3 protein-coding genes are annotated in these 4937 nt (G+C 68.8%); all 3 read left to right on the forward strand.

From position 1 onward, the window contains the following. The first annotated feature begins 66 nt into the window (after positions 1-66). A complete protein-coding gene (gene ispC / locus AC1D01_RS20640) occupies positions 67-1269 on the forward strand; it encodes a 1-deoxy-D-xylulose-5-phosphate reductoisomerase (protein WP_477869571.1) in 1203 nt (400 codons plus the stop codon). Then, on the forward strand, positions 1266-2636 hold the full coding sequence (rseP, locus tag AC1D01_RS20645; protein WP_477869573.1) for an RIP metalloprotease RseP: 1371 nt from the start codon (positions 1266-1268) through the stop codon (positions 2634-2636). Before ispC ends, rseP begins: the two co-directional genes overlap by 4 nt. A 7-nt stretch (positions 2637-2643) precedes the next feature. Beyond that, positions 2644-4937 (forward strand): outer membrane protein assembly factor BamA (gene bamA / locus AC1D01_RS20650; protein WP_477869575.1); only part of this gene is annotated, 2294 nt, incomplete at its 3' end.

The raw sequence follows: 4937 nt of genomic DNA on the forward strand, positions 1-4937 counted from the left end.
GTAGCGGCACCCCGGCACCCTCCGGCCGCACCCCTGCGCCACGCCACCTTCTTGCCAGGCCCACCGATGTCAGAAGTCTCGTCTCCCCGCCAGCGGGTGTGCATCCTCGGCTCCACCGGCAGCGTCGGCAGCAGCACGCTCGACGTGCTGGCGCGCCATCCCGGGCGCTTCGAGGTGTTCGCGCTGTCGGCGCACAGCCGCAGCGACGAACTGCTCGCGCAGTGCCTGCAATGGAAGCCCCGCTTCGCGGTGATGACGGATCCGGCGCACGCGAAGCGCCTGCGCGCCGCGTTGCGCGAGGCCGGCGCCGCCACCGAAGTGCTCGAAGGAGAGGCCGCGCTGGACCAGGTCGCCGCCCACCCCGAGGTCGACAGCGTGATGGCCGCGATCGTCGGTGCCGCCGGGCTGCCGTCGTGCCTGGCCGCGGCGCGCGCCGGCAAGCGGCTGCTGCTGGCCAACAAGGAGGCGCTGGTCGTCGGCGGGGCGTTCTTCATGGACGCGGTGCGCACCGGCGGCGCCACCTTGCTGCCGGTCGACAGCGAGCATTCGGCGATCTTCCAGTGCCTGCCCGAAGACCGCAGCACCTGGCCGCAGCGCATCGACCACCTGCTGCTCACCGCCTCGGGCGGGCCGTTCCGCCGCCGCGACCCGGCCACGTTGCACAGCGTGACGCCCGACGAGGCCTGCGCGCACCCCAACTGGGTGATGGGCCGCAAGATCTCGGTCGACTCGGCGACGATGATGAACAAGGCGCTCGAGGTCATCGAGGCGCGCTGGCTGTTCGACCTGGCGCCGCAGCAGATCCGCGTCGTGCTGCACCCGCAGAGCGTGATCCATTCGATGGTGGTGCTGCGCGACAACTCGGTGCTGGCCCAGCTCGGTACGCCCGACATGCGCGTGCCGATCGCCTACAGCCTGTCGTTCCCCGAGCGCATCGAGTCGGGCGCCTCGCAGCTCGATTTCCTGCAGATGTCGGCGCTGAGCTTCGAGGAGGCCGACTTCGTGCGCTACCCGGGCCTGAAACTCGCTTGGGACACGCTGCGCGGGCCCGAGGGCAGCACCGCGATCCTCAACGCCGCCAACGAGATTGGTGTCGCTTCATTTCTGGCAGGAACCATCCGCTTCGATCAGATTCACAGCGTCAATGTCAGCACCCTCGACGCCATGACCCCCGAACGCGACGCCTGCCGCTCGCTCGACGGGTTGATCGCGCTCGACGAGCAGGCGCGGCGCGTCGCCCGGGCCCGCGTGGCGGAGATGCGCGCATGAACGCCGCGTCTATCATCGGCTTCGTCGTGACGCTCGGGATCCTGATCGTCATCCACGAGTACGGCCACTACAGCGTGGCGCGCGCCTGCGGCGTCAAGGTGCTGCGCTTCTCGATCGGCTTCGGCCGCGTGCTGTGGCGCCACCAGCGCACGCCCGACAGCACCGAATTCGTGCTGTCGGTGCTGCCGCTGGGCGGCTACGTGAAGATGCTCGACGAGCGCGAAGGCCCGGTGGCGCCGGGCGAGCAGTCGCAGGCCTTCAACCGCAAGCCGCTGTGGCAGCGCGCCGCGGTGGTCGCGGCCGGGCCGATCGCCAACCTGCTGCTGGCCGTGCTGTTCTATTCGGCGGCGCACTGGGTCGGCGTGGACGAACCCCGGGCCGTGCTCGCGACGCCGCCGGTCGGCAGCCTCGCCGAGCGCGCCGGGCTGCATGCCGGCGACACCGTGTCGGCCATCTCGCGCGACGGCAGCGAGTGGGACGACGTGCAGTCGATGAACGACCTGAGCTGGCAGCTCACGCAGGCCCTGCTGCGCACCGAGAAGCTGCAGCTGATGGTGGCCGATGCACGCGGGCACGGCTCGCGCGCGGTGACGCTGGACGTCGACACGCTGGACACCTACGACGTGACGCCGCAGACGCTGGACCGCATCGGCGTCAGCGCGCTGAGCGCCGCGGTGCTCGGGCCGTTGACGCCGGGCGGCGCCGGCGACACGGCCGGCCTGCGCCGCGGCGACCGCGTGCTCGACATCGATGGCGTGCCGGTGCCCGACGCCAACCGCATGCTGCAGCTGATCCGCGCCAATGGCGCCGACGGCGAATCGAAGGCCGTGCCGTGGCGGGTGCAGCGCGGCACCCAGGTGCTCACGCTGAGCGTGCGCCCGGCGGTCGCGGTGGATGGCGGGCGCCGCGTCGGCCGCATCGAGGCCGGCATCGCCGCGTCCTACGAGATGGTGACGGTCCGCTACGGACTGTGGGGCGGCATGACGCAGGCGGTGCAGCGCACCTGGGATTCGTCGGTGCTGACGATCAGGATGCTCGGCCGCATGCTGGTCGGCCAGGCCTCGCTGAAGAACCTGAGCGGCCCCATCACGATCGCCGACTACGCCGGCAAGTCGATCCAGCTCGGCCCGGTCTATTTCCTGATGTTCATCGCCGCGGTCAGCGTGAGCCTCGGCGTGCTGAACCTGCTGCCGCTACCGATCCTCGACGGGGGACACCTGATGTATTATCTTTTCGAAGCGGTGACGGGGCAGCCTCTCTCGGACGTGTGGCTTGAGCGGCTGCAGCGGGGCGGGGTGGCGATCATGCTCTTGATGATGTCRCTCGCTCTCTACAACGATGTGGCCCGGCAGTTGGGCCTGCACTGATCACCGAATGCGCAATCCCCTCGTTCTGCAGTTCCTCCCCGTCCACCCCCGTTCCCTGCGTCCCACCGTCCTCAGCATCGCGCTGGCGGCGGCATTGCATGCAGGATCGGCCTGGGCGGTCACCCCCTTCGAGTTGAAAGACATCCGCGTCGAGGGCCTGCAACGGTCGGATGCCGGCACGGTGTTCGCCTCGCTGCCGTTTCGCATCGGCGACACCTACAACGACGAGAAGGGCGCGGCGGCGCTGCGCGCGCTGTTCGCCACCGGCCTGTTCAAGGACGTGCGCATCGAGATCGACGGCAACGTCGTCGTCGTGATCGTCGAGGAGCGCTCGGTCATCGCGAACATCGACTTCGTCGGCCTGCGCGAGTTCGACAAGGACACGCTGACCAAGTCGCTGAAGGATTTCGGCATCGGCGAGGGCCTGCCCTTCGACAAGGCGCTGGCCGACCGCGCCGAGCAGGAGCTCAAGCGCCAGTACCTGACGCGCAGCCTGTACGGCGCCGAGGTCGTGACCACCGTCACCCCGCAGGAACGCAACCGCGTCAACGTGACCTTCACGATCACCGAAGGCTCGGCCGCGCGCATCAGCGAGATCCGCATCCTCGGCAGCCATGCATTCTCCGAAAGCACGCTGCTCGGCCTGTTCGACCTGAACGACGGCGGCTGGCTGAGCTGGTACACCAAGGCCGACCGCTACTCGCGCGCCAAGCTGACGGCCGACCTGGAGACGCTGCGCTCGTACTACCTGAACCGCGGCTACCTGGAGTTCCAGGTCGAGTCGACCCAGGTCGCGATCTCGGCCGACAAGCAGGACATCACGATCACCGTCAACATCAAGGAGGGCCAGCCCTACACGGTGACGGCGGTCAAGCTCGAGGGCGAGTACCTCGGCAAGGAAGAAGACTTCAAGACGCTCGTCAAGGTGAAGCCGGGCGAGGCCTACCGCGCCGAGTCGGTGGCCGAGACGACCAAGGCCTTCACCGAGCGCTTCGGCAGCTTCGGCTACGCCTTCGCCCGCGTCGAGCCGCGCACCGACATCGACCGCGCGACCGGCCAGGTCGTGCTGACGCTGGTGGGCGATCCGCAGCGCCGCGTGTACGTGCGCCGCGTCAACGTCGCCGGCAACAGCCGCACCCGCGACGAGGTGGTGCGCCGCGAGTTCCGGCAGTTCGAATCGTCGTGGTACGACGGGCGCCGCATCAAGCTGTCGCGCGACCGGGTGGACCGGCTGGGCTACTTCAGCGAGGTCAACGTCGAGACGAACGAGGTGCCCGGTTCGCAGGACCAGGTCGACCTGACGCTGACGGTGAAGGAAAAGCCGACCGGCAACCTGATCGTCGGCGCCGGCTTCTCGAGCGCCGACCGGCTGGCGCTGAACGCCTCGATCCGGCAGGACAACGTGTTCGGCTCGGGCAACTACCTCGGCATCGAGCTGAACACCAGCCGCTCGAGCCGCACGCTCGACCTGAGCGCGGTCGACCCGTACTTCACGATCGACGGCATCTCGCGCGCGGTCGACCTGTACTACCGCACCGTCAAGCCGCTGAACAGCCAGGGCGAGGACTACCAGCTGGTGACGCCGGGCGCGTCGATCCGCTTCGGCGTGCCGTTCAGCGAATACGACACGGTGTTCTTCGGCATCGGCATCGAGCGCACCGAGATCCGCGGCGCGAGTTCGCTGCCGAACAACTACTTCCTGTACCGCCTGCGCTATGGCGATGCGAGCACCTCGGTGCCGCTGACGATCGGCTGGTCGCGCGACCTGCGCGACAGCGCGCTGGTRCCCAACGACGGCAGCTTCAAGCGCGTCAACATCGAGTGGGGGGCGGCCGGCGACACGCGCTACGTCCGCAGCAACCTGCAGTACCAGCAGTACATCCCGATCACGAAGAAGTACACCCTGGCGTTCAACTCCGAGCTCGGCTGGGGCCGGGGCCTGAACGGCCAGCGCTACCCGATCTTCAAGAACTTCTACGGCGGCGGTCTCGGCACGGTGCGCGCGTTCGACCAGGGCTCGCTCGGGCCGGTCGACGTGGTCGGCTCGTACAGCGGCGGCCCGAAGCGGCTGAACATCAACAGCGAGCTGTACCTGCCGGTGCYGGGCTCGGGCAACGACCGCACGCTGCGCATCTTCGGCTACGTCGATGCCGGCAACGTGTGGGGCGAGAACGAGACGCCCACGTGGGAGAGCATGCGGGCGTCGGCCGGCATCGGGCTGAGCTGGGTGTCGCCGGTGGGCCCGCTGAAGCTCAGCTACGGCGAACCCATCCGCTACAAGTCAACAGATAGAATTCAACG

The organism is Rhizobacter sp. P3_B12 (genome assembly GCF_056402895.1).

Excerpts from the sequence above, each read along its gene's own strand:
- ispC (WP_477869571.1), top strand. The coding sequence starts at position 67 with ATGTCAGAAGTCTCGTCTCCCCGCCAGCGGGTGTGCATCCTCGGCTCC.